Origin of the sequence: Agromyces allii (assembly GCF_009749385.1) — a bacterium.
GTDB lineage: Bacteria > Actinomycetota > Actinomycetes > Actinomycetales > Microbacteriaceae > Agromyces > Agromyces allii.
This window is the reverse complement of the sequence record NZ_WBIN01000006.1, coordinates 180,894-207,625: the sequence shown is the minus strand read 5'-3', so window position 1 is coordinate 207,625 and position 26,732 is coordinate 180,894. Positions and strand designations below refer to the sequence as shown.

23 protein-coding genes are annotated in these 26,732 nt (G+C 71.0%); 6 read left to right on the top strand and 17 right to left on the bottom strand.

Annotated elements, in window-relative coordinates; translation table 11 throughout:
* Nucleotides 1–71: 71 nt before the first annotated feature.
* A complete protein-coding gene (locus GQR16_RS09115) occupies nt 72–1,670 on the top strand; it encodes an acyl-CoA carboxylase subunit beta (RefSeq protein WP_246200671.1) in 1,599 nt (532 codons plus the stop codon).
* Between the two features lie 13 nt (nt 1,671–1,683).
* Nucleotides 1,684–1,929 (top strand): acyl-CoA carboxylase epsilon subunit, encoded by a 246-nt coding sequence (locus tag GQR16_RS09110; RefSeq protein ID WP_157414827.1) that lies wholly within the window; start codon nt 1,684–1,686, stop codon nt 1,927–1,929.
* Between the two features lie 295 nt (nt 1,930–2,224).
* Here GQR16_RS09110 and GQR16_RS09105 read toward each other — a convergent pair whose 3' ends face one another.
* The 4 genes from GQR16_RS09105 to GQR16_RS09090 are packed head-to-tail and all read right to left on the bottom strand — an operon-like array spanning nt 2,225 to nt 6,568.
* Nucleotides 2,225–3,241, bottom strand: a complete 1,017-nt coding sequence (locus tag GQR16_RS09105; protein ID WP_157414826.1) for a hypothetical protein — start codon at nt 3,239–3,241, stop codon at nt 2,225–2,227.
* Nucleotides 3,238–4,419 (bottom strand): sensor histidine kinase, encoded by a 1,182-nt coding sequence (locus GQR16_RS09100; RefSeq protein ID WP_157414825.1) that lies wholly within the window; start codon nt 4,417–4,419, stop codon nt 3,238–3,240. The genes GQR16_RS09105 and GQR16_RS09100 overlap by 4 nt, the downstream gene beginning before the upstream one ends.
* A gap of 40 nt (nt 4,420–4,459) precedes the next feature.
* A complete protein-coding gene (locus GQR16_RS09095; protein ID WP_157414824.1) occupies nt 4,460–5,152 on the bottom strand; it encodes a response regulator transcription factor in 693 nt (230 codons plus the stop codon).
* Between the two features lie 45 nt (nt 5,153–5,197).
* Nucleotides 5,198–6,568: a class I SAM-dependent RNA methyltransferase gene (locus GQR16_RS09090; protein WP_157414823.1), complete on the bottom strand. Its 1,371-nt coding sequence runs from the start codon at nt 6,566–6,568 to the stop codon at nt 5,198–5,200.
* Nucleotides 6,569–6,613: 45 nt separating this feature from the next.
* Here GQR16_RS09090 and GQR16_RS09085 point away from each other — a divergent pair, with 45 nt between their 5' ends.
* Together GQR16_RS09085 and GQR16_RS09080 are read left to right on the top strand one after the other, a co-directional pair.
* Nucleotides 6,614–7,255, top strand: coding sequence for a Maf family protein (locus tag GQR16_RS09085; RefSeq protein WP_157414822.1), 642 nt, complete (start codon nt 6,614–6,616; stop codon nt 7,253–7,255).
* Between the two features lie 106 nt (nt 7,256–7,361).
* Nucleotides 7,362–9,131, top strand: a complete 1,770-nt coding sequence (locus GQR16_RS09080) for an acetyl/propionyl/methylcrotonyl-CoA carboxylase subunit alpha (protein ID WP_157414821.1) — start codon at nt 7,362–7,364, stop codon at nt 9,129–9,131.
* 16 nt (nt 9,132–9,147) lie between these two features.
* On the opposite strand, the gene GQR16_RS09075 is transcribed toward GQR16_RS09080, so the two are convergent.
* Together GQR16_RS09075 and GQR16_RS09070 are read right to left on the bottom strand one after the other, a co-directional pair.
* The gene (locus GQR16_RS09075; protein ID WP_157414820.1) at nt 9,148–10,659 is read right to left on the bottom strand and encodes an APC family permease; all 1,512 of its coding nucleotides are present in this window, start codon (nt 10,657–10,659) and stop codon (nt 9,148–9,150) included.
* Between the two features lie 42 nt (nt 10,660–10,701).
* The gene (locus GQR16_RS09070; protein WP_157414819.1) at nt 10,702–12,132 is read right to left on the bottom strand and encodes an NAD(P)H-quinone dehydrogenase; all 1,431 of its coding nucleotides are present in this window, start codon (nt 12,130–12,132) and stop codon (nt 10,702–10,704) included.
* Nucleotides 12,133–12,217: 85 nt separating this feature from the next.
* On the opposite strand from GQR16_RS09070, the gene GQR16_RS09065 reads away from it, so the two are divergent.
* Complete coding sequence (locus GQR16_RS09065) at nt 12,218–13,045, top strand: purine-nucleoside phosphorylase (RefSeq protein WP_157414818.1); 828 nt, start codon at nt 12,218–12,220, stop codon at nt 13,043–13,045.
* A gap of 9 nt (nt 13,046–13,054) precedes the next feature.
* Nucleotides 13,055–14,836, top strand: a complete 1,782-nt coding sequence (locus GQR16_RS09060; protein WP_157414817.1) for a phospho-sugar mutase — start codon at nt 13,055–13,057, stop codon at nt 14,834–14,836.
* 91 nt (nt 14,837–14,927) lie between these two features.
* Here the strand turns inward: GQR16_RS09060 and GQR16_RS09055 are convergent, their stop codons facing one another.
* The 11 genes from GQR16_RS09055 to GQR16_RS09005 all read right to left on the bottom strand — a co-directional run bounded on the left by GQR16_RS09055 (nt 14,928) and on the right by GQR16_RS09005 (nt 26,661).
* Nucleotides 14,928–15,212, bottom strand: coding sequence for a PTS sugar transporter subunit IIB (locus GQR16_RS09055; RefSeq protein WP_157414816.1), 285 nt, complete (start codon nt 15,210–15,212; stop codon nt 14,928–14,930).
* Nucleotides 15,209–15,664: a PTS sugar transporter subunit IIA gene (locus GQR16_RS09050; RefSeq protein WP_157414815.1), complete on the bottom strand. Its 456-nt coding sequence runs from the start codon at nt 15,662–15,664 to the stop codon at nt 15,209–15,211. The genes GQR16_RS09055 and GQR16_RS09050 overlap by 4 nt, the downstream gene beginning before the upstream one ends.
* A gap of 93 nt (nt 15,665–15,757) precedes the next feature.
* On the bottom strand, nt 15,758–16,870 hold the full coding sequence (locus GQR16_RS09045; protein ID WP_157414957.1) for an adenosine deaminase: 1,113 nt from the start codon (nt 16,868–16,870) through the stop codon (nt 15,758–15,760).
* A gap of 108 nt (nt 16,871–16,978) precedes the next feature.
* Nucleotides 16,979–18,280: a thymidine phosphorylase gene (locus GQR16_RS09040; RefSeq protein WP_157414814.1), complete on the bottom strand. Its 1,302-nt coding sequence runs from the start codon at nt 18,278–18,280 to the stop codon at nt 16,979–16,981.
* Nucleotides 18,277–18,726: a cytidine deaminase gene (locus tag GQR16_RS09035; RefSeq protein WP_157414813.1), complete on the bottom strand. Its 450-nt coding sequence runs from the start codon at nt 18,724–18,726 to the stop codon at nt 18,277–18,279. Before GQR16_RS09035 ends, GQR16_RS09040 begins: the two co-directional genes overlap by 4 nt.
* Before the next feature lie 67 nt (nt 18,727–18,793).
* A complete protein-coding gene (locus tag GQR16_RS09030) occupies nt 18,794–20,080 on the bottom strand; it encodes an ABC transporter permease (RefSeq protein ID WP_157414812.1) in 1,287 nt (428 codons plus the stop codon).
* The gene (locus tag GQR16_RS09025; protein ID WP_211373474.1) at nt 20,077–21,438 is read right to left on the bottom strand and encodes an ABC transporter permease; all 1,362 of its coding nucleotides are present in this window, start codon (nt 21,436–21,438) and stop codon (nt 20,077–20,079) included. Before GQR16_RS09025 ends, GQR16_RS09030 begins: the two co-directional genes overlap by 4 nt.
* Nucleotides 21,435–22,952 carry an ABC transporter ATP-binding protein gene (locus GQR16_RS09020; protein WP_157414811.1) on the bottom strand — a complete coding sequence of 506 codons (1,518 nt, stop codon included), beginning with the start codon at nt 22,950–22,952 and terminating at the stop codon, nt 21,435–21,437. Before GQR16_RS09020 ends, GQR16_RS09025 begins: the two co-directional genes overlap by 4 nt.
* 176 nt (nt 22,953–23,128) lie before the next feature.
* Nucleotides 23,129–24,223, bottom strand: a complete 1,095-nt coding sequence (locus GQR16_RS09015) for a BMP family lipoprotein (protein WP_157414810.1) — start codon at nt 24,221–24,223, stop codon at nt 23,129–23,131.
* 189 nt (nt 24,224–24,412) lie between these two features.
* Nucleotides 24,413–25,468 carry a BMP family lipoprotein gene (locus tag GQR16_RS09010; protein ID WP_157414809.1) on the bottom strand — a complete coding sequence of 352 codons (1,056 nt, stop codon included), beginning with the start codon at nt 25,466–25,468 and terminating at the stop codon, nt 24,413–24,415.
* 68 nt (nt 25,469–25,536) lie between these two features.
* Nucleotides 25,537–26,661 carry a mannose-1-phosphate guanylyltransferase gene (locus GQR16_RS09005; protein ID WP_157414808.1) on the bottom strand — a complete coding sequence of 375 codons (1,125 nt, stop codon included), beginning with the start codon at nt 26,659–26,661 and terminating at the stop codon, nt 25,537–25,539.
* Between the last annotated feature and the right edge of the window lie 71 nt (nt 26,662–26,732).

The window sequence follows — 26,732 nt, the reverse complement described above, 5'->3', positions numbered from 1 at the left end:
CATCACGGGCGTTCGATTTGTAGGAATCCGTCAACGAAGGCCGCCGGATGGGCGACGGTAGAGTGAATCGCGTGACCGAAGCGACTGACGGCCCCGACCTCTTCACCACGGCGGGCAAGCTCGCCGACCTGCGAGCCCGCTACCACGAGGCGGTGACCGCGAGCGGCGAGGCTGCCATCGAGAAGCAGCACGCCAAGGGCAAGATGACCGCCCGCGAGCGCATCGCCGAGCTGCTCGACCCCGGCTCGTTCGTCGAGCTCGACGAGTTCGTGCGCCACCGCACGCACGCGTTCGGCATGGAGGCCAAGCGCCCCTACGGCGACGCGGTCGTCACGGGCACCGGCACGATCCACGGCCGCCAGGTGGCCGTGTACTCGCAGGACTTCACGATCTTCGGCGGTTCGCTCGGCGAGGTCGCCGGCGAGAAGATCATCAAGGTCATGGAGCTCGCGCTGAAGACCGGCGTGCCCATCATCGGCATCCTCGACTCCGGCGGAGCCCGCATCCAGGAGGGCGTCGTCGCCCTCGGCAAGTACGGCGAGATCTTCCGCCGCAACACCGCGGCCTCCGGCGTCATCCCCCAGATCTCGATCGTCTGCGGCCCCGCGGCCGGCGGCGCGGTCTACTCCCCCGCGCTGACCGACTTCGTCATCATGGTCGACAAGACCAGCCAGATGTTCGTCACCGGCCCCGACGTCATCAAGACCGTCACCGGCGAGGACGTCGGCATGGAGGAGCTCGGCGGCGCGCTCACGCACAACTCGGTCTCGGGCGTCGCGCACTACCTCGCGAGCGACGAGTCCGACGCGCTCGACTACGCGCGCACGCTCATCTCGTTCCTGCCCGACAACAACATGACCGACGCCCCGGTGTACGACACCGAGTCCGCGCTCGAGACCACCGACGAAGACCTGCGTCTCAACACGGTGATCCCCGACTCGCCGAACCAGCCGTACGACATGCACGCGGTCATCGAGGGCATCGTCGACCACGGCGACTTCCTCGAGGTGCAGCCCCTGTTCGCGCCGAACATCCTCATCGGCTTCGCCCGCATCGAGGGCCGCTCGGTCGGCATCATCGCGAACCAGCCCAGCCAGATGGCCGGCACGCTGAACATCGCGGCCGGCGAGAAGGCCAGCCGGTTCGTGCGCTTCTGCGACGCGTTCTCGATCCCGATCCTCACGCTCGTCGACGTGCCCGGCTACCTGCCCGGCACCGACCAGGAGTGGACCGGCGTCATCCGCCGCGGCGCGAAGCTGCTCTACGCGTACGCCGAGGCCACCGTGCCGCTGGTGACCGTGATCACGCGCAAGGCCTACGGCGGCGCGTACATCGTCATGGGCTCCAAGCAGCTCGGCGCCGACATCAACCTCGCCTGGCCGACCGCCGAGATCGCCGTCATGGGCGGTCAGGGCGCGGTCAACATCCTCTACCGCGGCGAGATCAAGCGGGCCGAGGAGGCCGGCGAAGACGTCGCCGCCGTGCGCACCAAGCTCGCGAACGAGTACACCTACAACGTCGCCTCGCCGTTCCTCGCGGCCGAGCGCGGTGAGCTCGACGGCGTCATCGAGCCCGCGGCCACGCGCGTCGCGGTGCTGAAGGCCCTGCGCTCGCTCCGCACCAAGCGTGCGAGCCTGCCGCCCAAGAAGCACGGCAACATCCCGCTGTAAGGGGCCGGTCGACATGAGCACACCAGACGAAGACTCCATCGAGGCGGATGCCGCGGCGCGCGCTGCGGCGATCCGGTTCACCACGCGCGGCGTCACCGACGAGGAGGCGGCGGCCGTGACCGCGGTCCTGCTGGCCGCCATCGACGCCGAGACCGAGACGCACGCCGTCGACGCCGGACGCAGCGCCTGGGCGCGCAGCTCGGGGTCGCTGCGGTCCGTCGACCCGCGCGGCACGCGGTGGAGCCGCAGCATCGGCTGACCCGGTCCCCCTCGGCTGTCCCCCGAAGTGCCGACTGTCGTGGACTGCACGGGTTTGTGAATATTGTTCTGCAGGCTCCCTCAGGGAGCTGCCGCCCTCGTCGGTCGGGTAACCGGCGAGTGGTTGGGGGCGAGTCAGGGCGATATTCGGGTTGTCGCCGTGACTCGGGCTTGTTGGGGGGTCGACCATCGGTCGGCCCCCCACCTTCATGTCCGGGGCCTCACTGCCGGCCAAGGCCCGGCCTGCGCGCACGCCGATGCGACGCGGCCCTCGGCCGGGCACGGCACGACCGGCCTCAGCCGCCGATGCGCCGCGGGATCTCGAGCCACAGCTCGACGTCGAGGTCGTCGGGGTCGACGGCCGGCGTTCCGGGCACCGGCTCGACGAGCCCGACCACGGTGACCGCCGCGGCCGACGTGTCCGCCGCGGTGCGCACCACGATCCGGTCGGCCTGCGAGCCGGCGATCGCCTCCGCCAGCTGCGCGAGCACGCGCTCCCGCTGCTCGACGCCGAGGTCGTCGATGCCGCCCTCGTCGAGCAGGGTGACGACGGCTCCGCGCTCGCGCGCCCGCTGCACCTGCACGCGCACGTCGTCGGTCAGCAGCATCCGGCCCCTGATCTCGTCCCTGATCGCCGCCTCGAGCATGCGGCACTCGCGGCGCTGGGGCTCGGTGAGCACCCCGCCCCGATCGGCGATGCGGCGGAGCATGGGCGCGGCGATGCGATTGGTCTGCACGAGGCGCGTCTGGCCGACGAAGAGGTGCGCGTCCTGGGCGGCCTGCCATTCGGCGGCCTCGCGCTCGGCATGGGCGTAGCGCCTCGTCTCCCTGGCTGCCGTGCCGAGCGCGGCCGACAGCATGTGCGCGATGGCGACCCAGGCGATGCTGCCGATGACGCCGAGCGTGCCGAGGGCCAGCGGCCCGGCCCAGATCACCGTCTGCACGGCGAGCGCGACGACGCCGAGCCAGGCGGCCACGAGCTGGCGGCGCGCGGCCGCGATGGTCATGAGCGTTCCGACGGCGGCGACGTACCAGGTGGCGTAGCCGTTGGCGTTCGCGGGGTCGAGCTGGCTCGTCACGAGCACCGGCAGTACGATGCAGACCGCGAGGTCGAACGCGGCGAGCCAGTCGGGCATCCGCACCCGCGACCCGACCGAGAGGCTCGCGATCGTCGCGGCCATGTAGAGGACGAGCGCGACGACCGTCGGCCACGGCGATGCCGGCACGTTCAGGGTCGAGAGCGCGAGCGCCACGTGGTAGGCCGAGAACAGCGCCGCCAGGACGAGCAGGAGTGAGCGCGGGATCGCGATCATCGGGTCCCCTCCATTCCGGCCGGCCAGACGAGGGACACCGTGGTGCCGACCCCGGGAGTGGAGTCGATCACGGCGGACCCTCCGACGTTGGCCATGCGCTCGATCACCGAGACGCGGACGCCGAGGCGCTCGGACGGCACGGTCGAGACGTCGAACCCGACCCCGTTGTCGGACACCTCGACCACGCACCCGCCCGTGCGGATGCCGCGCACCCTGAGCTCGCGCCGGACCGTGCGCCCCGGGTCGTCGGCGTGCTGCATGCTGTTGACCATCGCCTGCACGGATGCCGCGTACAGCGCCTCGCCCGCATCGGCCGGCAGGTCGACCCCGCCCGTGTTCACCACGCGCACCGTGAAGGGGGCCGCGAACGATGCCAGGGCCGCCCTGAGCCGTCGCACGAGCGCCGGGAGCCGCATGCGGTCGTCGGCGGGCGACTGCGCCGCACCGGCCTCGTCGAGCCGGTGCATCGCGTCCCTCGCCATGCGTGCGGCGAGCGCCTGCTCCTCCGGCGCATCGGCCGCCGCGGCGGAGAGCAGCGTGGTCAGCACGCTGTCGTGCACGAGGGCGTCGACCTTCGCGCGCTCGACCTCCGAGGCGTGCAGGCGCACGGCGTGCTCGTAGCGCTGCAGTGCGCCCTCCTGCGCGACGTCGACGGCCTTGGCCGCGTTGCGGAGCATGGTGACGATGATGAGCACGACTGCGCCGAGGATGAGCGCGTACATGGCGTCGAGCACCGCCACGAGGGGCGTCACGGCCCCGCCGGTCGGCAGCAGCCGCACCACGCAGTACAGGGCCGGCACGAGCACGGTGTAGGCGGCGGCCCACGGCATCGGCAGCGCGACGACCGCGGCGGTCGTCGCGACCGTGCAGAGGTAGTAGAGCCAGGGCGGCGACGACGAGACGATCCCGACGTCGTCGACGACGAACGGCCAGATCACGATCGACGCGGCGTAGAGCACCGCGAACGTGAGTGCTGCGCTTCGCACGGCCGTGCGGGTGAGCGCGGCGAGGGCGATCGCGAGGATCGCGCCGTAGAGGAACGCGATGATCGACGCGCCGGCACCGGGGAGGAGCCCCGCGGCCTGCGTGAGCGCGAGCGGCAGCGCCTGGAGTCCGAACACGACGCCGAAGATGCCGAGCGCGCGGCTCGCGACGGTCTCGACCTGCTCTCGGGTCACCGCCGTCCGGCGCCGCACCACTGCCCGTGATGCGCGCTCCTCAGCGGCGGGCATCCCCGCCGTCACCGTCGAGCCCCGGAAGGATGCCGTCTTCGACCGCCCGCCGAAGCAGGTCGACCTTGGTGGGCGCGGGGCGCCCGACCTCGACGTACTTCGCGCGGATGCGGTCGAGGTACTCGCGCGCCGTCGAGTGCGCGATGCCGAGCTGCGTGGCGACGAGCTTCAGCGGCAGCCCAGACGCGTACAGGTGCAGCACGTCGTGCTCGCGCCGCCCGAGCTGGGCCTTGGCGAAGTCGCGGTCGGCCTCGATCGCGCTCGCCCACTCGACGTTGGTGAGGGCCTCCCCACGCGCCACGGTCGCGATGGCGGCGATGACGGAGGCCATCGGCGAGGCCTTCGGGATGACGCCGGCCGCGCCGGCGGCGAGCGCCTCGCGGACCGCCGCGACCCGGTCGGCGATGCTGTGCACGAGCACGGCGCTGCCGGTCGCGAGCACGCTCCGCACGTTCTCGGTGACGCTCGATCCGTCGCCGAGCGAGAGGTCGAGCACGACGACGTCGCAGCGACCGCCCTCGCGTGCGGCGAGCGCGGCGAGGAGGGTCGGCACGTCGGCCGTCTCGGCGACGACGTCGTAGCCCGCGTCGCGGCACGCCGCACGGAGTCCGAGGCGGACCGCCTCGTGATCGTCGACGATGGCGACGGTCGCCTGCTCCCCCAGCACTGCACCCGACACGGATCCCCCTTCAGCCCGGTCGGTCGCACATTCGTGACCGGTCAGTCACACGATAGCGGCCAGCCGGGCCACCGCCTCGACGTGATGCGTGTTCGGGAACAGATCGAACGCCTGCAGCTCCTCGAGCTCGTACCCGTGGGCGCGGAGCAGGCCGATGTCCCTGGCGAGCGCCACCGGGTCGCACGCGACGTAGACGAGCTGGCGCGGCCGCAGTGCGGCGAGGCGGTCGACGACGTCGCGCCCGGCGCCCGAGCGCGGCGGGTCGAGCACGACGGTCGCGTCGCGGAGCCTGGCGCGCTCGCCCTGCCCGGCGTCGGCCTCGAGCGAGGCGAGGTAGCGGTCGACCCTGGCGGTCACGGCGCGCGCACCGACCCACTCGGCGAGGTTGTCGCCGGCGTGCATCGTGGCCCGCTCGTCGGACTCGACGCTCGTGATGCGCACGGTCTCGCCGAACCGGTCGCCGACGGCCGCGGCGAGCAGCCCGACACCGCCGTACAGGTCGAGGTTCGCGGCGCGGGGGTCGAAGCGATCGGCGTCGATGAGCTCCTGCACGGCCCTCGACAGCGTCGCCGCAGCCCCCCGGTGCACCTGCCAGAACCCGTCGCGATCGACGGCGAAGCGGCGGTCGCCGACGACCTCGGTCGTCACGGGGCGCTGGCCTCGCGGCATCCGCTCGCTCTCGTCGGTGACGATCACCTGCGGGTCGGCACCGCTCGGGGCGACGAGGTCGATCGTGCGTGCGCCCTGGAAGCGATCGGCGAGCGGCGCGAGATCGGCCAGCTCGTCGACGGCGAGCGGCAGGGATGCCACGGGCACCACGGTGTGGCTGCGTGCGGCGTACGGGCCGACGGCGCCGTCCTCGGCGACCTGCAGGCGCACGCGCGTGCGCCAGCCCGTGCCGTCGGCGCGGACGCCCGGGGCGAGCTCGGGATCGACCGCGCGCACCTCGACCTCGCGCTCGACGCCGCCCATGCGGCGCAGCGCGTCGGTCAGCACCTCGGCCTTCAGCGCGCGCTGGCGCTCGGGCGCGATGTGGCCGAACTCCGCGCCGCCCGCCCGGCGCTCCGGAGCGCGGTCGACGGAGGCCTCGGCCCACACGTGCGCCTGCCGGTCTGCCGACGCGGTGAGCACCTCGAGCGTGTCGGCGCGCCAGAAGCGCGTGTGCGCGGCATCCGTGACCCTGGCGCTGACCCGCTCGCCGGGGATCGCGTCGGCGACGAACACGACCCTGCCCTCGTGGTGCGCGACCGCGATGCCGCCGTGCGCGATGCGCTCGACGTCGAGCTCGAGCACGGGCCCGTCGGTGCTCACCGGGGTCGACGGGCGCCGGCCGCGGGTGGCGCGCCCGCCGGTGTCGGCCGGGCGGGCGCCGCGGCTGGCGGAGTTCTTGCGGACGGGGCGGTGCGGTCGAGGCATGCACCGAGCATTCCACAGCCCGCCTGTGAGCGGCAGGATGGGGGTATGCGCCTCTACCTCGCCTCGACCTCGCCCGCCCGCCTGCAGACGCTCCGCGCAGCCGGCATCGAGCCGATCGCGATCTCGCCGGGCGTCGACGAGGAGGCGCTCGTGGCGGCGCACGAGGCGGCGGCCGGGCGGGAGCTCACGGCGCCCGAGATGGTGCAGTTGCTCGCGCAGGCCAAGGCGGAGGCGGTCGTCGGCTCGCTCGTCGACGGCGAGCCGATCGACGGGCTCGTCCTCGGCGGCGACTCGGCGTTCCTCGTCGGCGGGCGCATCCACGGCAAGCCGCACCGGCCCGAGGTCGCGAAGGCGCGCTGGCTCGAGCAGAACGGCGCGCACGGCGACCTCTGGTCGGGGCACTGGCTCATCGACCACCGCGGCGGTCGCGTGCACGGCGCGGTCGGGCGGGCGGATGTCGCGACGGTGCGCTTCGCCGCGCTCGACGAGACCGAGATCGATGCCTACATCGCCACGGGCGAGCCCCTGCTCGTGGCCGGCGCCTTCACGGTCGACAGCCTCGGCGGACCCTTCATCCGCCGCGTGGAGGGCGACCCGTCGACCGTCGTCGGACTCTCGTTGTCGACCCTGCGCGACCTCGTGCGCGAGCTCGGGGCCGACTGGACCGGGCTCTGGAATCGCGCCTGACCCCGGCCCGATCGTCCCGGCCTTTGTCGACACCCGAAAGGGTCGAGCCGCTTTCTTGTGGGATCAACCCAAAGGCAATGCAACGCAGTTGAATAGGCTGAAAGGCATGCCGCGTATCACGAAGGTCCTCATCGCCAACCGCGGCGAGATCGCCGTCCGCATCATCCGCGCCGCCCGCGACGCCGGACTCGGTTCCGTCGCGATCTACGCCGACCAGGACCGCGACGCCAGGCACGCCAAGCTCGCCGACGAGGCCTACGCGCTCGAGGGCACCACGAGTGCCGGGACCTACCTCGTCATCGACAAGATCCTCTCGATCGCCCGCCGCTCGGGCGCCGACGCCGTGCACCCCGGCTACGGCTTCCTCGCCGAGAACCCCGACTTCGCCCGCGCCGTCATCGCCGCGGGGCTCACCTGGATCGGCCCGTCGCCCGAGGCCATCGAGCGCCTCGGCGACAAGGTCTCCGCGCGCCACGTCGCCGAGAAGGTCGGCGCCCCGCTCGCGCCGGGCACCCTGAACCCCGTCGCAGACGCCGCAGAGGTGCTCGAGTTCGTCGACGTCCACGGCCTGCCCGTGGCCATCAAGGCCGCGTTCGGCGGCGGCGGCCGCGGCCTCAAGGTCGCCCGCACCCGCGAAGAGGTGCCCGAGCTCTTCGAGTCCGCCACGCGCGAAGCCGTCGCCGCCTTCGGCCGCGGCGAGTGCTTCGTCGAGAAGTACCTCGACCAGCCGCGCCACGTCGAGACCCAGTGCCTCGCCGACGAGCACGGCAACGTCGTCGTCGTCTCGACCCGCGACTGCTCGCTCCAGCGCCGCCACCAGAAGCTCGTCGAGGAGGCGCCGGCACCCTTCCTCACCGAGGCGCAGACCACAGCCCTCTACGAGTCGTCCAAGGCCATCCTGAAGGAGGTCGGCTACGTCGGCGCCGGCACCTGCGAGTTCCTCATCGGCCAAGACGGCACGGTCTCCTTCCTCGAGGTGAACACGCGCCTCCAGGTCGAGCACCCCGTCTCCGAGGAGGTCACGGGCATCGACCTCGTGCGCGAGCAGTTCCGCCTCGCCGAGGGCGGCGTGCTCGACTACGCCGACCCGGTCGCGGTCGGCCACTCGATCGAGTTCCGCATCAACGGCGAAGACCCCGGTCGCGGCTTCCTCCCGGCCCCCGGTCCCGTGCACCAGCTGCGCTTCCCGGGCGGCCCCGGCATCCGCATCGACTCGGGCGTCACCTCGGGCGACGAGATCTCGGGCGCGTTCGACTCCCTCCTCGCGAAGCTCATCGTCACGGGCGCGACCCGCAAGGACGCGATCGAGCGGGCACGCCGCGCCCTCGACGAGTTCGAGGTCATCGGCCTGCCCACCGTGCTGCCGTTCCACCGCGACATCGTGCGCAACGAGGCCTTCGCCCCCGCGGGCGACGAGCCGTTCTCGGTGTACACGCGCTGGATCGAGACCGAGTACGACAACCAGCTCGAGCCGTGGTCCGGAGAGCTGGCCGCGCCGACCGCCGCGACCGCGCGCACGAGCCTCGTCGTCGAGGTCGGCGGACGCCGGATCGGCGTCACCCTGCCCGCGAAGCTCGCCGGCGGCACGTCGGCCTCCCCCACCGCCGGTGCAGCCCCCCGCCGCCGTACGACCTCGCACGTGACCGACACCGCCACCGGCGACGCCGTGAAGGCGCCCATGCAGGCGACCGTCGTCAAGGTCGCCGTCGCCGAGGGCGACAAGGTCGTCAAGGGCGACCTCGTGCTCGTGCTCGAGGCCATGAAGATGGAGCAGCCGATCGTCGCCCACAAGGACGGCATCGTCGGCCTCGTGAACGCCGAGCCCGGTGCGACGGTCTCGAGCGGCCACCTGCTGCTCTCGATCGCCGACGCCTGAGCGGTCGCCCGCTCGATCAGCGCTCGACGCCGCCCTGCGGGGTGGGCAGCTCGACCTCGCTGACGCCGCCGCCGGCGAGGCGCGAGTGGCGTCGGCCGTAGAGCAGGTAGACGACGATGCCGATCGCGAGCCAGACCAGGAACCGCACCCACGTGAGCGTCGTCAGGTTCAGCATGAGCCAGAAGCAGAGCACCGCCGAGAGGATCGGCAGCACGGGCGAGAACGGAACGCGGAACCCGCGCGGCAGGTCGGGGCGGGTGCGCCGGAGCACGACGATGCCGAGGCTGACCAGCACGAACGCCGAGAGGGTGCCGATGTTGATCATCTCCTCGAGCAGTCCGACATCCGTGAACGCCGCGACGAAGGCGACCGTCGCGCCGCCGATGATCTGGATGCGCGCCGGCGTCTTCGAGTGCGTCGTCGTCTTCGACAGCCAGCGCGGCAGCAGCCCGTCGCGGCTCAGCGCGAACACGATGCGCGAGAGGCCGAGCAGCAGCACCATGATGACGGTCGTGAGTCCGGCGAGCGCGCCCACCGAGATGACGGCCGACGCCCAGTCCTGACCGACCAGCCGGAACGCGGTCGCGAGCGACGGCGACTCCTCCTCGGCGAGTTCGGTGTACGAGACCATGCCCGTCATCACGATCGAGACGAGCACGTAGAGCACGGTCACGATGCCGAGGCCCAGGAAGATGCCTCGCGGCAGGCGCTTCTGCGGCTCGCGCACCTCCTCGGCGCTCGTGGCCACCACGTCGAAGCCGATGAAGGCGAAGAAGACGAGGGATGCCGCGGCGAGCAGCCCGAAGATGCCGTACTGCGCCGGCGCCGCACCCGTCGCCCATGAGACGAGCGACTGCGTCCAGACATCCGACGAGCCGCCCTCGGTCGGGACCGCCTCGGGGATGAACGGCACGTAGTTGGCCGCGTTGACGAAGAAGAACCCGACGACGATCACGAACAGCACGATCGCGACCTTGATGATCGTGAAGACCGCGCCGACGCGAGCCGTGAGCTTGGTACCCGCCACGAGCAGCGCCGTGAACACCGCCACGACGAGGAACGCCGGCCAACTCACCTCGACGCTGCCGATCGTGAACGTCGACGGGAACGGCAGCCCGAACGCGAGCAGCGCCTCGCCGAGGTAGACGCCCCAGTACTTCGCGATGACCGCGGCGGCGGTGAACATCTCGAGGATGAGGTCCCACCCGATGATCCAGGCGAGCAGCTCGCCCATCGTCGCGTAGGTGAACGTGTACGCGCTGCCCGCGACGGGCACGGTCGAGGCGAACTCGGCGTAGCACATGATCGCGAGCCCGCACGTGACGGCCGCGAGCACGAACGAGACGATCACGCTCGGGCCGGCGAAGTTCGCGGCAGCCTGCGCGCCGACCGAGAAGATGCCCGCGCCGACGGCGACCGCGATGCCCATGAGGGCGAGGTCCCACGTGCCGAGCGAGCGCTTGAGGCTGCGCTCGACGTCATCGGCATCGGCCAGCGACGCCTCGACGGACTTCACCCGCAGGTTCATGTCGTTCCCCCGAACCGCGCCGCCCCCGCGACGCTCGTGGGCCTAGCGTACGACGTGCATGGCCCGCGCGGCATCCGTCAGCGAACCTGTGAGCGACGGGTAGACCGGGAACGCCTCGGCGAACTGGTCGACCGTGAGCCGGTGCTCGACCGCGAGCGCGAGCGGGAAGATGAGCTCCGACGCCTTCGGAGCGACGATGACGCCGCCGATGATCGACCCCGACCCGTTCGACGCGAAGAGCTTCACGAACCCGTCGCGGATGCCCATCATCTTCGCGCGGGGGTTCGACGCGAGCGGCAGCTTGTAGACGACGCCGGGCACGACGCCCTCCTCGATGTCGCGCTGGGTCCAGCCGACGGTCGCGATCTCGGGCTGCGTGAAGATGTTCGACGTGATGTTGCGCAGCTCGGGCGGGTTCACGATGTCGCCCATGGCGTGGAACACGGCCGTGCGCCCCTGCATCGAGGCGACCGAGGCGAGCGGCGGGAACGTCGTGCAGTCGCCGGCGGCGTAGATGTTCGGCATCGACGTGCGCGCGACCCGGTTCACCCGGATGTGCCCGCCCTCTGCGAGCTGCACGCCGGCCTCGGCGAGGCCGAGGTCGGCCGTGTTCGGCACCGAGCCGACCGCCATGAGGCAGTGGCTGCCGCGCACCTCGCGACCGTCGGACAGGGTCGCGACGACCTCGTCGCCGTCGCGAACGACGGACTCGGCGCGGGACTTGTTGAGCACCTTCATGCCGTTGCGCGTGAAGACCTTCTCGATGACGGATGCCGCGTCGGCGTCTTCGCCCGGCAGCACCTGGTCTCGGCTCGAGATGAGCGTCACCTTCGCGCCGAGCGCGCGATACGCGGACGCGAACTCGGCGCCCGTGACGCCCGAGCCCACGACGATGAGGTGCTCGGGCACCTGCTGGAGGTTGTAGAGCTGGGTCCAGGTGAGGATGCGCTGGCCGTCGGGCACGGCGGAGGGCAGCACGCGCGGCGTCGCCCCCACCGAGATCACGATGGTGTCGGCCTCGATGCGGTCGAAGTCGGTGCCGCCCTTCGCGGTCGACACGATCACGCCGTTCGGCCCGTCGAGACGGCCCTCGCCGTGCACGAGGTGCACGCCGGCATCGAGCAGGTTGCGGCGCATGTCGTCGGACTGCTGGGCGGCGAGGCCCAGCAACCGCTTGTTCACGGCGGCGAGGTTGATCGCGACCTTCGGCTTCACGGCCTTGTCGGCGTCGCCCTTGGCGTAGAACTGCACGCCGAGGTCGGCGGCCTCCTTCACGGCGTTCGAGGCCTCGGCGGTCGCGATGAGCGACTTCGAGGGCACGACGTCGGTGAGCACGGCCGAGCCGCCGACGCCCGCCCGTTCGACGAGCGTGACCTCCGCCCCCAGCTGCGCGCCCGCGAGTGCGGCCTCGTACCCGCCGGGGCCACCTCCGAGTACGGCGATCCGTTGCGTGCGCTCGAACTCGTAGACCATGCTCATATTCTGCCAGTTCGCGCACCGCGGGCGACAAACGAGCAGCGCCCTGCCGCGGCATCCGCCCCCTGATTAGAGTGGTGGGATGACCGAAGCAAACGTGCTCGACGACCCCTCCGCAGATCCCTTCGCCGTCGCCGCCGACGCCGCGGCCCGCATCGCGGAGCTCACCGGGGTCGAACACCACGACATCGCCCTCACCCTCGGCAGCGGCTGGGGCCGCGCTGCCGAACTCATCGGCGAGACCACGCACACGCTCGCCGCCACCGACGTGCCCGGATTCTCGAAGCCCGCACTCGAGGGCCACGTCGGCACCCTGCGCTCCGTGCTGCTGCCGAGCGGCAAGCGCGCGCTCGTGATCGGCGCCCGCACCCACTACTACGAGGACCACGGCGTGCGCCGGGTCGTGCACTCGGTGCGCACCGCGGCCGCGACGGGCGCGAAGACGATGATCCTCACCAACGGCGCCGGCGGCATCAAGGAGCACTGGAAGCCCGGCACGCCCGTGCTCATCAGCGACCACATCAACCTCACGGCCGACTCGCCGCTCGAGGGTGCGACGTTCATCGACCTCACCGACCTCTACTCCAAGCGCCTGCGCGACCTCGCGCACACGATCGACCCGACGCTCGACGAGGGCGTCTACTGCCAGTTCCGCGGGCCGCACTACGAGACGCCCGCCGAGGTGCAGATGGCGAAGATCATCGGCGGCCACATCGTCGGCATGTCGACCGCGCTCGAAGCCATCGCCGCGCGTCAGGCCGGCATGGAGGTGCTCGGCATGTCGCTCATCACGAACCTCGCCGCCGGCATCCAGAAGACCCCGCTGAGCCACCAGGAGGTCATCGAGGCCGGCCAGGCCGCCGAGCCCGTCATCTCGTCGCTGCTCGCGAAGATCGTCGCAGAACTCTAGGAGCGCCGGATGTCGCAGACAGACGCCACCTCGCCCGCCGACGGCTCGTCGGCCGACGGGTCGACCCCCGCCGTCCCCGCCGTCCCCGCCGTCCCGTCCGCCGACGACGCGCGCCGCATCGCGCTCGCGCAGGCGTGGGTCGCCCAAGACCCCGACCCCGAGACGCGCGTCGAGCTCGACGACCTCGTCGCCCGGGTGCAGGGCGGCGACGCCGATGCATCCGCCGACCTGGCCGACCGGTTCGACCAGCGCCTCGCCTTCGGCACCGCGGGGCTCCGCGGCGAGATCGCGGCCGGCCCGAACCGCATGAACCGCGTGCTCGTGTCGCAGGCCGCGGCCGGGCTCGGGGCGTTCCTGCTCGAGCGCGCGCCCGGCACGACCCCGTCGGTCGTCATCGGCTACGACGGGCGCCGCAACTCTGCGGTGTTCGCGCGCGACTCGGCCGAGGTCCTCGCCGGCGCGGGCATCCGGGCGATCCTGCTGCCGCGACTGCTGCCGACCCCGGTGCTCGCGTTCGCCGTGCGTCACCTCGACGTCTCGGCCGGCATCATGGTCACGGCCTCGCACAACCCGCCGAACGACAACGGCTACAAGGTCTACCTCGGCGGCCCCGACCACGGCTCGCAGATCGTCTCGCCGTCCGACGCCGAGATCGCCGCGCACATCTCCGGCGTCGCCGCGACGCTGCTCGTGACCGACCTGCCCCGCGGCGAGTTCGAGACCGCCGACGAATCCCTCGTCGACGCCTACGTGCAGGCGACCGCGCACGAGGCGGGGTACGCTCCGCCGGCCCAGCCCAAGGTCGTCTACACCGCCATGCACGGTGTCGGGTGGGAGACCGCCTCGCGCGTGCTCACCGCCGCCGGGTTCGACGCCCCCGCGCTCGTCGAGGCGCAGATCGAGCCCGACGCCGCCTTCCCGACCGTGTCGTTCCCGAACCCCGAAGAGCCCGGCGCGATGGACCTCTCGTTCGCGCGGGCCCGCGAGGTCGGCGCCGAGCTCATCGTCGCGAACGACCCCGACGCCGACCGGCTCGCGATCGCGATCCCCGATGCAGGGGCGGCCGACGGCTACCGTCGCCTCACCGGCAACGAGGTCGGGCTGCTGCTCGGCTGGCGCGCCGCGCGCAAGGCCGCCGAAGAGACGGGCGACGGCGCCTCCGACGGCTCGCTCGCGTGCTCGATCGTCTCCTCCCCCGGGCTCGAGGCGATCGCCCAGGCGTACGACCTCGACTTCGAGGCGACGCTCACGGGCTTCAAGTGGATCTCGCGCGCGCCGAACCTGCTGTTCGGCTTCGAGGAGGCGCTGGGCTACCTCGTGAACCCCGGCACCGTGCGCGACAAAGACGGCATCTCGGCCGCCGTCGCGTTCCTGTCGCTCGCCGCAGACCTGCACGCGACCGGTCGCACCGTCGCCGACCACCTCGACGAGTTCGTCGAGCGATTCGGATGCCACGACTCCGGCCAGATCTCACTGCGCGTCACCGACCTCAGCCGCATCGGCGCGATCATGGCGCGCCTGCGCGCCGAGCCGCCGTCGGAGATCGGCGGCATCACGGTCGAGCGCATCGAAGACCTCTCCGACGGGTTCGGGGCTCTCGCCCCCAGCGACGTGCTGCGCATCTTCCTCGAGGGCGGGTCGCGCGTCATGGTGCGCCCGAGCGGCACCGAGCCGAAGCTCAAGGTCTACCTCGACGTCGTCGCCCACGAGGGCACGGTCGCCGAGCGCCGCGCCGCGGCATCCGACACGCTCGCCCGCCTCGAAGCGGGCATGCGCGAGCTCACCGCCTGAGCCGACGCCGGTTCGGGCGGCTCGCGATGCGGGCGGCCCGGGCCGGCTTCGGGCCGCCCGGCGAACAGGGCGGGCCCGAACGGAACGCGATTCAGCCGAGCGAGCGTTCGAGCTTCGAGCCGATCTCCTCGACGTCGAAGTAGTTCACGATCTCGATGATCTCGGCGAACGAGCGCCCGAGCTTCGCGCGAACGTCGGCGGCGAGCTCGGTCGACGTGAGCACGACCTGGGCGTCGGCCGCGGCATCCGCTACCGAGGCGAGGTCGCTCGCGTCGACCGAAGCGCTGAGTCCGAGCCGGTCGAGTGCGCGCTCGGCGTTGACCTTGAGGATGGCCGAGGTGCCGATGCCCTCGCCGCAGACCGCGATGATCCTCATGCCTCACCGCCGGCCGGAACGCCGAGGAGCACGCGCACCTCGTCGGCGTCGGTCGCCTGCGCGAGGCGATCGATGACGCCCAGGTCGTTGAACACGTTCGCGAGCCTCGCCACCGAGGCGACGTGCTCTTCAGCGTTCGCGACCGCCAGCCCGATCACCACGCGAACGGGATCGTTGTGCGGGTGTCCGAAGTCGACCGGGGTCGCGAGCGTCACGACCGAGAGGCCCTCGCCGAGCACGTCGGGCCCCGGGCGCGCGTGCGCGAGCGCGAGACCGGGGGCGATGACCACGTAGGCGCCGAACTCCTCGATCACCCCGATCATGCGCTCGGTGTACTCGGGCCTGGTCACCTTTGCCCGCGTGAGCGCGCGACCGGACTCGCGGACCGCGGTGCGCCAGTCGGGGACGTCGGCACCGAGGACGACCGCCGTGTCGGGCAGTGTCGTGGTCATGTGTGGTCGTTCCGTTTCAGCACGGGTTCGCGCGATGGCTGGAGGATCGGGTGTGCTCGTGACCGCGGCGCCGGGATGCGCCGCGACATCCGTTCAGGCTTCGTCGAAGCCCTCGCGGATGACCTCGGCGAGCTCCTCGCGGTCGTCGAGCGGGAGGAACGTCGCCGCAGCCGCGTTCAGCTGGAACGTCTCGAAGTCGTCGAGGTCGTACCCGAAGGCATCGGCGAGGAGGGCGAGTTCGCGCGTGAGGCTCGTGGCCGACTGCAGGCGGTTGTCGGTGTTGACCGTGACCCGGAAGCCGAGCTGGTAGAGCAGGTCGAAGGGGTGGTCGATGAGCTCATCGCCCCAGGCCTCGATCGCCCCCGTCTGCAGGTTGGACGACGGGCTCAGCTCGAGCGCGATCTCGCGGTCGCGCACCCACTGCGCGATCGGGCCGAGCGAGACGTACGTGTTCTCGTCGTCTTGGCGCTCGATCGTGAGGTCTTCGGCCAGGCGCACACCATGGCCGAGGCGAAGGGCGCGGCCGTCGAAGAGCGCGCTGCGGATGGACTCGAGGCCGTCGGCCTCGCCAGCGTGCACCGTGACGGGCAGGTACTGGCCGGCCAGGAAGTCGAAGGCCGTGCGGTGCCGGCTGGCCGGGAACCCCGCCTCTGCTCCGGCGATGTCGAAGCCGACGACGCCCCGGTCGCGGTGGCGCACGGCGAGCTCGGCGATCTCGAGACCCCGATCGGCGTGGCGCATGGCCGTGACGAGCTGGCCCGTGCGGATCGCGTGGCCCTGGCTGCGGGCGTCGTCGATGCCCTCGTCGAGGCCCGTCTGCACGGCCTCGACGACCTCGTCGAGGCTGAGGCCCCGCGCGAGGTGCTGCTCGGGCGCCCAGCGGACTTCGCCGTAGACGACGCCGTCGGCGGCGAGGTCCTGCACGAACTCGCGAGCGACCCTGGTGAGCCCCTCGCGCGTCTGCATGACGGCGGTCGTCAGGTCGAAGGTCTTCAGGTATTCGACGAGCGAGCCCGAATCGGCCTTCTCGGCGAACCACGAACCGAGCTCGTCGGCGTCGTGGACGGGAACGTCGACGCCTGCGGCGTCGGCGAGCTCGATGATGGTCTGCGGGCGCAGACCGCCGTCGAGGTGGTCGTGCAGGGACACCTTCGGCAATGCCTGGATGTTCGCGCCGTCGCCCTCGAGCCGGTACTCCGTCGGAATCGTGTTCACGAGTCCACGATAGCGGCGAGGCCGCCGCGAAGTCTCGGCAATCTCGAAGCTACGCCTGCCGAGGCTGCGGGAGGCACTCGGCAGGGCGTCGTCGGGAGGTCAGCCGCCGATGCGGTCGGCGATGAGCGGGCCGCCGTCGAGCACCGGCTCTCCGGCATCGCCGATGCGGTACGCGCCCTCGACCGCGGCGAGTGCACGGGCGAACCGGGCGGGCTCGTCGGCGAGGAGCGTGAAGAGCGGCTCGCCCTTGCGCACCGTGTCGCCGGGCTTCGCGTGCAGGTCGATGCCGGCCGCGTGGTGCACCGGGTCCTCCTTGCGCGCACGACCCGCGCCGAGGCGCCAGGCGGCGATGCCGAAGGGCAGCGCCTGCTGCTCGACGAGCACGCCGTCGCGGTCGGCGACGACCGTGTGGGTCTCGCGAGCGACTGGCAGGGCCGCGTCGGGGTCGCCGCCCTGGGCCACGACGAACGCGCGCCAGCTGTCCATGGCGCGACCGTCGTCGAGGGCCGCCTCGACGTCGGCGTCGCGCACCCCGGCGAGCTCGAGCATCTCCTTCGCGAGCGCGACGGTGAGCGCGCGCACGTCGGCCGGACCGCCGCCGGCGAGCACCTCGACCGACTCGCGAACCTCGTTCGCGTTGCCGATCGTGAGCCCGAGGGGGACGTTCATGTTGGTGATGAGGGCGGATGTCGCGACGCCGGCGTCTTCGCCGAGCGCGACCATCGTGCGGGCGAGCTCGCGCGAGCGGTCGATGTCCTGCAGGAACGCGCCGGAGCCGAACTTCACGTCGAGCACGAGCGCACCCGTGCCCTCCGCGATCTTCTTCGACATGATCGAGCTCGCGATCAGTGGGATCGCCTCGACCGTGCCCGTGATGTCGCGCAACGCGTAGAGCTTCTTGTCGGCCGGTGCGAGGCCGGACCCGGCGGCGCAGATGACGCCGCCCACCTCGCGGAGCTGCGCGAACATCTCCTCGTTCGTGAGGTCGGCGCGCCAGCCCGGGATCGACTCGAGCTTGTCGAGCGTGCCGCCGGTGTGTCCGAGACCCCGGCCGGAGAGCTGCGGCACCGCGACGCCGAAGCTCGCGACCAGCGGCATGAGCGGCAGGGTGATCTTGTCGCCGACGCCACCCGTGGAGTGCTTGTCGGACGTCGGCTTGCCCAGGCCGCCGAAGTCCATGCGCTCACCCGAGGCGATCATCGCCATGGTGAGGTCGCGGATCTCGCGGCGGCTCATGCCGTTCAGGAAGATCGCCATGGTCATGGCCGACATCTGCTCGTCGGCCACGTACCCGCGCGTGTAGGCGTCGACGAGCCACCCGATCTCAGGGGTCTCGAGTTCGTGCCCGTCGCGCTTCGCCCGGATCAGGTCGACCGCGTCGAATGCCTCGATGCCGCTCATGCTCCAGCTCCCTTGCTTTCGGCGCCCTTGTACTCGACGCCCTTGAATTCTGCGAGCTGCCTCGGTCCGAACGCGTCGGGCAGCACCTCGTCGATGGTCTTGATGCCCGAGACGGTCTCGAGCAGCATCCCCTCGGACGAGTGCTCGTAGAGCAGCTGACGGCAGCGCCCGCACGGCATGAGCACGTTGCCGTGCCCGTCGACGCACGAGAACGCCACGAGGCGCCCGCCGCCCGACATGATGAGCGCCGACACGAGCGAGCACTCGGCGCAGAGCGTCACGCCGTACGAGGCGTTCTCGACGTTGCAGCCGCTCACGATGCGGCCGTCGTCGACGATCGCCGCGGCCCCCACCGGGAACTCGGAGTACGGCACGTAGGCCTTGGCCATGGCTTCGCGTGCGCGCTCGCGAAGATCGGTCCAGTCGATCGCATCCGTTGCGGTCATGGTGCTCCCCCGTTCGTGGATGGGTGTTCCGCCGTGCTCGTGCGCGCCGACGCCGGCGCGCACGAGGTCAGGACTTGATGTACGGTTTGCCCGCCGCGGCCGGGCCGCGCACCTTGCCCACCAGCCCGGCGACGGCGAAGATCGTCACGACGTACGGGAGCATGAGCATGAACTCGCTCGGCACGGGCGACCCGATGACCGCAAGGGTGTTCTGCAGGTTCGACGCGAATCCGAAGAGCAGCGCCGCGAAGGTCGCCTTGATCGGATCCCACTGGCCGAAGATGACCGCGGCGAGGGCGATGAAGCCGGCTCCGGCCGTCATCTCCTTGTTGAACGCGATGCCTGACCCGATGGTGAAGAACGTGCCGCCGAGGCCGGCGATCGCGCCCGCGAGGGCGACGTTCCAGAACCGCGTGCGGTTGACCTTGATGCCGACGGTGTCGGCGGCCTGCGGGTGCTCGCCGACCGCTCGCAGGCGCAGTCCCCACTTGGTGTGGAAGAGGCCGATGTACACGAGCGCGACGGCCACGTACATGAGGTAGACCACGAGCGTCTGTCGGAAGAGCACCGGTCCGATGATCGGGATCTCGCTGAGCACCGGGATCGGCAGCCGGTCGAAGCGCGGCGGCGTGTTCAGCTGCGCGGCGTTCGGCACGAGCACCTGCGAGTAGAAGAAGCTCGTGAGGCCGAGGACCAGCACGTTGAGCACGACGCCGACGATGACCTGGTCGACGAAGTACTTGATGGAGAACGCCGCCAGCACGAACGAGACGAGCATGCCGGCGACCATCGCGGCGAAGAGCCCGGCGATGGGCTGGCCCGTGATGCTGGCCACGACCGCAGCCGTGAAGGCACCCGCGAGCAGCTGGCCCTCGATCGCGATGTTGATGACGCCGACCCGTTCGGAGAGCACGCCAGAGAGCGATCCGAAGATGAGCGGCACGGCGAGGCTCAGCGAGCCGAAGAGCAGTCCGACCACGGGGATCGTCGCACCCGCGGCCGCCCAGGTGAGGAAGCCGACCATGAACAGCACCGCGAAGACGACGATGAGCCAGAGCGGCACGCGACGCTTCGAGGCGACGATGAACACGGAGTACGCGGTCGCGAGGGCGAGCAGCACGATGACGACCCAGAGGGTGGGCATCGCGGGCGTGGTGATCGTCGTGATCTGGATGACGTCCTTCGCCTCGGAGAGGCGGAACCCGGTCTCGCCCTCGCGCGGGGCGAACACCGCGAGCAGGAGGGCGATGAGCGTGAAGGCTGCGAAGGCGATGGGCGCCTTCCAGCTCGTGACGACGGTCGTCGCGAGGGCGGGGACGTCGGATGCAGGCGTCTGCTGCACGGTCGTGCTCATTTCGCCTTCACCTCCTTCGTGACGATCGGGCGAGGTCGCTTCGCGGCTCGGGACGGGTCTGGCAGGCGGAAGATCGTGCGCACGAGCGGCGGCGCGGCGATGAAGAGCACGATGAGCGACTGGACGACGAGCACGATCTCGACGGGCACGCCCTCTGCGGCCTGCATCGAGAAGCCGCCGGCCTTGAACGCGCCGAACAGGATGCCGGCCACGAAGATGCCCCACGGCGTCGAGCGCCCGAGCAGCGCGACGGTGATCGCGTCGAAGCCGATGCCCGCGTCGATGCCGGCCGTGAAGCCCGTGGTGACGGTGCCGAGCACCTGGCTGACGCCCGCGAGACCGAGCAGTGCACCCGCGATGAGCATCGCGTAGACGTACATCGACTTCACGTTGATGCCCGCCACGCGTGCCGCGTTCGGGTTCTCGCCGACGGCGCGGAACTTGAAGCCGAGGCTCGAGCGGCTGAGGATCCACCAGACGAGCACGGTCGCACCGACCACGAGGATGAAGCCGAAGTGCAGGTTGTACTGCGGCCCGAGGAGGGCCGGGAAGATCGCGGTCTCCTTCATGGCGGGCGTCTTCGGGTTGCTCGAACCCGGGGCCTGCAGCAGGCCGGGGGTGCGCAGCATCCATGACACGAGGTAGAACGCGACGTAGTTCAGCATGATCGTGACGATCACCTCGTGCGCCCCGGTGCGGGCCTTCAGGAGGCCCGCGATGCCGGCCCAGAGCGCGCCGCCGAGGAGTCCGCCGATGAGCGCGACGAGCATGTGCAGGCCCCACGGCAGATCGAAGCCGAAGCCGATCCAGCCCGCGACCGACGCCGCGATGAGCATCTGCCCGCGACCGCCGATGTTGAACATGCCGACGCGGAACGCCAGGCCGACGCCGAGGCCGCCCGCGATGAGCGGCGTCGCGAACGTGAGCGTCTCGGTGAGCGGGCGGATGCCGGCCGCGAACGTGTCGCGGTTGAAGTTGTAGACCGAGCCCTGGAAGAGCGCGGTGTAGGCGCCGGAGACCGACTGCCAGACCGCGACGACGGTGTCGCCGGGGCGGGCGAAGAAGTACACGCTCGCCTTCTGCACGTTCTCGTCGGTGAAGGCGATCATGATCGCACCCACGATGAGCGCGAGGATCACGGCGAGCACCGAGATGATCGCGTTGCCGGTCGCGATCTGGTGCAGCATCGTGTGCCAGCGCGACGGCGGCTCGACCTCGGGCGCTGCAGCCCGGGCGGCGGCGGTCGTCGTCGTGGTGGTGCTCGTGGCCGCGACGGAACCGGGCTCCTCGATCGCGACGTCGGCGTCGGGTTCGCGGGAGTCGGCTCCGCCGGAAGCGGGTTCGCGGGGGTCGCTCATGCGGCGGCTCCTTCGGTGGGGACTTCTCCGGCCATCATGAGGCCGAGGACTTCGCGGGGGGTGTCGCCGGGCACGATGCCGACGATGCGGCCCCGGTACATGACCATGATGCGGTCGGCGAGTGCGGCGACCTCGTCGAGCTCGGTCGAGACCACGACGACCGGCACGCCGGAGTCGCGCGTCTCGACGATGCGCTTGTGGATGAACTCGATCGAGCCGACGTCGACGCCTCTGGTGGGCTGTGCGGCGACGAGCAGCCGCAGGTCGCGGCTGAGCTCGCGGGCGAGCACGACCTTCTGCTGGTTGCCGCCCGAGAGCTGCCGCACCTTCGAGTCGATGCCCTGGGTGCGGACGTCGAACTCGGAGACCTTCTCGCGGGCGAACTGCTCGAGCGCGGCCCGCTGGATGTTGCCGGCCCGCACGAACGGCGCGCCGTTGCTGCGGTCGAGCATGAGGTTCTCGGTGATCGTGAACTCGCCGACCAGGCCGTCTTCGTTGCGGTCTTCGGGCACGAAGCCGACGCCCGCGTCGAGGATGCGCCGCGGGCTCGCCGAGCTGAGCTCGATGCCGTCGATCGCGATGGATCCGGTGATGCGCGGCTGGAGGCCGAGGAGCGCCTCGGTGAGCTCGGTCTGGCCGTTGCCCTGCACGCCCGCGACGGCGAGGATCTCGCCCCGGCGCACGGTGAAGCTGACGTCGTTGACGACGAGCTGGCCGATGGGATCGATGACCGTGAGGCCCTCGACCACGAGCGCGGCCTCGCCGAGGTTCGGCTCGTCCTTGTGCACCGTGAGCTCGACCGCACGGCCGACCATGAGCGATGCGAGCTCGGCGTTCGAGGCGGTGGGCGAGGCCTCGCCGACGACCTTGCCGAGGCGGATCACGGTGATGCGGTCGGCGACCTCGCGCACCTCGCGCAGCTTGTGCGTGATGAAGACGATCGACGTGCCGCTCTCTTTGAGCTGGCGCATGATGCCCATGAGCTCGTCGGTCTCCTGCGGGGTGAGCACCGCGGTGGGCTCGTCGAAGACGAGCACGCGGGCGTCGCGCGAGAGGGCCTTGATGATCTCGACGCGCTGCTGCACGCCGACCGGCAGGTCGTCGACGAGGGCGTCGGGGTCGACGTCGAACCCGAACCGGTCGGAGATCTCGCGCACCTTCGCGCGAGCGCTCGCCAGGTCGAGGATGCCGCCGGCCTTGGTCGACTCGTGGCCGAGCATGACGTTCTCGGCGACCGTGAACACGGGGATCAGCATGAAGTGCTGGTGCACCATGCCGATGCCGGCGGCCATCGCGTCGCCCGGGCCGGCGAAGTGCTGCACCTCGTCGTCGAGGAGCACCTCGCCCTCGTCGGCCTGGTACAGGCCGTAGAGCACGTTCATGAGTGTGGATTTTCCGGCGCCGTTCTCACCGAGCAGGCAGTGGATCTCCCCTGCCTCGACGGTGAGGTCGATGTGGTCGTTGGCGACCAAGCTGCCGAAGCGCTTCGTGATGCCGCGCAGTTCGAGCTTCATGTCCTGATCCTAGTGAAGATGGCGCATCTGCAGCAGATGTCGCTCGGATGTCGGAGCGAGCGGAGGCCGCATGCTCACGTGTTGGCCGAGGGCCGGACGTGCGCATCGGCAGCACCCGGTGAACGCGCGGCGGGGAGGTCGGCCGAAGCCGACCTCCCCGTCGCGCGTGTCGTGGATTACTCCGCGAGGTAGGACTTGACCTCGACGTCGCCCGCGATGATCGCGGCCTTGAGCTCGTCGAGCTGACCCTGCAGGTCGGCCGGGACCTTCGACTCGAAGTCGTGGAACGGCGCGATGCCGACGCCCTCGTTCTCGAGCGTGCCGACGAACGGGGTCGGGTCGAACTCGCCGTTGCCCGCCGCGAGCACGGCGTCGTACGTGCCGACGTCGATGCCCTTGAGGATCGAGGTGAGCATGAGGTCGGCGACCGACGGGTCGGTCTCGGTGAAGTCGGCGTCGACGCCGATCATGGCGATGTCCTTGCCGGAGTCGCGAATCGCGGCGGCAGCCGACTGGTAGATCGGGCCACCGACGGGCAGGAGCACGTCGACGTTCTGGTCGATGAGGCCCTGCGCCGTGTTGCGCGCGGTGTCGTTGGCCTCGAAGCCGCCCGTGAAGAGGCCGTCGGTGCCGTCCCAGCCGAGGACCTTGACCGCGGTGCCCTTTTCGCTGTTGTGGTAGTCGACGCCCTGCTTGAAGCCGTCCATGAAGATGGAGACGGTCGGGAAGTTCATGCCGCCGAAGGTGCCGACGACGCCGGTCTCGCTGTACGCGGCAGCCGCGTAGCCGGCGAGGAAGGCGGCCTGAGCCGTGTTGAACAGGATCGGCTTGATGTTCGGAGCATCGACGGTGCCGTCGAAGTCGTTGTCGGCCGCGTCGTCGATGATGACGTACTCGACGTCGGGGTTCGCCGTGGCGGACTCGACCGTGGCGGCCGAGAGCGCGAAGCCGACGGTGACGATGAGGTCGCAGCCCTGGTCGACGAGGTTCGTCAGGTTGGGCGCGTAGTCGGTCTCAGCCTCGGACTGGACGCTCTTGAGCTCGACGCCCAGTTCGTCGGCGGCCTTGGTGGCGCCCTCGAAGCCGAGCTGGTTGAACGACTTGTCGTCGAATCCGCCGGAGTCGGACACCATGCAGGGCTGGAAGTCGATGGCCTCGCCACCGTCGCCGCTGCCCGAATCCTCGGGAGCGGACGCGCAACCGGCGAGCAGTACGACGCTGCCGAGCAGCGCGAGGCCGGCGAATCCGGCCTTCTTGGTCGTGACCTTCACTGTGTCCTCCAAATAGTGCGCCCCTGGACGAGAGAGCGGGGCTGTGGGCACACGTTACCGAATGTTGCGCGCGCCGCCCCAGCACTTTGCGGACGCGCAATGCAATGGTTATGAAGACGCGACATTCTGCTCATATGAGCACGGGTCGACGCCCCCGCGCGGGGGTCGGCGTCGCTCCGACCGGTCGGATCAGGGCGCGCTCGGCGACTCCACGACGATCTCGCCGGCGATGATCGCCTGCCGCAGCCCCTCGATCTCGCCGTCGAGTTCGGGCGAGACGAGCGACGCGAGGTCGTGGTACGGCGCGATCTCGACGCCGCCGTTCTCGAGCGTGCCGATGTAGGGCTCGTTCGTGAACGTGCCTTGCTGCACCTCGTCGACGATCTGCACCATCGCGTCCTGGGTGTTCTTCAGCACGCTCGTGAGGATCACCGGCCGGAACGACGCCGAGAGCGTCTCGTAGCCGTCGCTGTCGACCCAGATGACCGAGACGCCGCCGCGCTCGACCGCGGCCGACGCCGCGCCCTCGCCGACCTGGCCGGCCACCGGGAGGATCACGTCGGCCCCCTGGTCGATGAACCCGTCGGTGAGCGTCTTGCCCTTGTTCACGTCTTCGAAGTCGCCCGTGAAGGCGCCGTCCTGCGCCTCCTTGCTCCACCCGAGCGCACGCACGCTCGTGCCGTGCACCTCGTTGTACTTGGCGACGCCGTCGACGAACCCGTCCATGAAGAGGGTCACGGGCGGCTGGTTGCCGCCGCCGAAGGTCGCCACGACCCCGGTCTTCGTGACGCCGGCCGCGAGATACCCGGCGAGGTACGACGCCTGCGCGGTGTCGAAGACGACGGGCTTGACGTTCTCGGCCTCCACCGTCTCGTCGACGATCGCGAACGCCGTCTCGGGGTTCGCGCCCGCCTGCTCGAGCGTCGGGTCGGCGAGCTCCCAACCGACCGTCACGACGAGCCCGCAGCCCGAGGCCACGGCCTGCTCGACGTTCGGCGCGAGGTCGGTCTCGCCGGTCGAGACGATCGCCTCGGCCTCGACGCCGAGTTCGGCCTCCGCCTGTTGCAGGCCCTCCCAGCTCGACTGGTTGAACGAGCGGTCCTCGAGGCCGCCCGAGTTCGTCACCATGCGCACGCAGCCCGCGCTCTCGGTCGGCTCCGCCTTCTCGGGCGCCGCCTGGCACCCCATCAGGACCACGGATGCCGCGACGAGCGCGATCCCGAATCCGAACCCCTTGCGCGACATCCGATGCTCCTTCGCGTTCTCGACCGCGTTCCGCGGCCGCTGATCTCGTTGCGCCGACCCGGGAGCGGCTAGAGCACGTCGCCGGAGCCGCCGAGCCGGAGGGCGTCGACGACGGCCTTCACGCGCTGCGCATGCTCGCTCGTGGTCACGAGCAGGGCGTCGGGCGTGTCGACCACGACGATGTCCTGCACGCCGATCAGGCTGATGACGCGCTTCGAGCGGCTGACCACGATGCCGCTGGATGCGTCGGCGAGCACGCGCGCGCCCTCGCCGAGGATCGCCAGCTCGCCCGACCGGCCCGACGAGTTCAGCTTCGCGAGCGAGGCGAAGTCGCCGACGTCGTCCCACTGGAAGTGGCCGCGCACGACGACCAGGCGGCCCGCGTCGGCCGCGGGCTCGGCCACCGAATAGTCGATGGCGATCTTCTCGAGCTTCGGCCAGATGCGGTCGACGGCCGGGCCGCGGGTGGACGTGTCGTCCCACGCCTCGGCGAGCTCGACGAGTCCGGCGTGCAGGTCGGGCTTGTTGCGCGCGATCTCGTCGAGCAGGGTCGACGCCTTGGCGATGAACATGCCCGCGTTCCAGAGGTGGGATCCGCCGTCGACGTACCGGCGCGCGGTGTCGAGGTCGGGCTTCTCGACGAAGCTCCGCACCTGCTCAACGCGCGACGCGCCCTCGACCTGGAGCTCGCTGCCGCACTCGATGTAGCCGAAGCCCACGGCGGGTTCTGTCGGGGTGATGCCGATGGTGGCGATGTAGCCCGCGCGGGCCGCGGCCACCGCGTCGGAGACCGCGGAGCGGAACAGCGCCGCCCCCGAGATGACGTGGTCTGCCGCGAACGAGCCGATGATGACCCCTGGCTCACGACGCTCGAGGATCGCGGCCGCGAGCCCGATGGCCGCCGTGGAGTCGCGGGGCTCGCTCTCGAGCACGACGTTCTCGTCGACGAGGTCGGGCAGCTGCGCCTCGACGGCGGCGCGGTGCGCACGACCCGTGACGACCATGATGCGCTGATCGCCCGAGAGCGGGGCCAGTCGGTCCCACGTGTCCTTCAGGAGCGTCTGCCCCGAACCCGTGAGGTCGTGCAGGAACTTCGGGGCGTCGGCGCGCGAGAGCGGCCAGAGCCGGGAGCCGACGCCTCCCGCGGGGATCACGCTGTAGAAGTCGTCGAGGGGTTCGGCGCGCGTAGACATGCCTCAGAGGATACCGGGAGGCATCGACATCCGTCCGGATGCGGCATCCGGCACTCGGACACCCCGCGCAG